This window comes from Allokutzneria sp. NRRL B-24872 (assembly GCF_002155965.1).
GTDB lineage: Bacteria > Actinomycetota > Actinomycetes > Mycobacteriales > Pseudonocardiaceae > Allokutzneria.
The window spans coordinates 1-781 of record NZ_MUMH01000277.1 but is presented as its reverse complement, the minus strand read 5'-3'; the positions used below and the strand labels follow the sequence as shown (position 1 = coordinate 781).

Annotated in this window: 2 pseudogenes; one reads left to right on the top strand and one right to left on the bottom strand. The window is 66.8% G+C overall.

Annotated elements, in window-relative coordinates:
• Positions 1 to 364: 364 nt before the first annotated feature.
• Positions 365 to 523: pseudogene (locus CCN37_RS42525) on the top strand (ATP-binding cassette domain-containing protein); the annotation flags it as partial.
• 6 nt (positions 524 to 529) lie between these two features.
• On the opposite strand, the pseudogene CCN37_RS37380 reads toward CCN37_RS42525, so the two are convergent.
• Positions 530 to 781, bottom strand: a pseudogene (locus CCN37_RS37380) (ATP-binding cassette domain-containing protein); the annotation flags it as partial.

Below are 781 nucleotides of genomic sequence, written 5' to 3'. Positions count from 1 at the left end.
CGACGCCGACCTGCAGGCCGTGCTCGAGGGCTACAAGGCCCAGATCGTCTCCGGCCAGATCAAGGTTTCGGACAAGCCGACCAGCTGATCTGGCAGAAGTTCTGATATGAGCTACGGGCCCGGAGGGGAATCACGCCCTCCGGGCCCTATGCTCGCCCACCGCCGAACAACCGGCAGCCGACAACGACGTCGGGCCTTCACCACTGCTACGGAGCTGACACGATGACAACTCCGACCGCCGCCGCCGCCGAGGGTGGTGTCGGCCAGCCGCCAGGCGGCGCCCTCGCCGTCCGCCTCTCCGGGATCACCAAGCGCTTCCCGGGGGTCGTCGCCAACTCCGACGTCCACCTGAGCGTCGCCNNTGATGAAGGTCGTCTACGGGATGCAGAACCCCGACGAGGGCACCATCGAGGTCAACGGTCACGAGGTGCACTTCAAGTCGCCGTCCGACGCCATCCGCGCCGGGATCGGCATGGTGCACCAGCACTTCATGCTCGCCGACAACCTGACGGTGCTGGAGAACGTCGTGCTCGGCGATCCGCTTGCGCGCCTTGGCGCCGATGCCGTGCAGCGACTCCGCGCCGAGCACGACGTTCTCCAGCACCGTCAGGTTGTCGGCGAGCATGAAGTGCTGGTGCACCATGCCGATCCCGGCGCGGATGGCGTCGGACGGCGACTTGAAGTGCACCTCGTGACCGTTGACCTCGATGGTGCCCTCGTCGGGGTTCTGCATCCCGTAGAGGATCTTCATCAGGGTCGACTTGCCCGCGCCGTTCTCCCC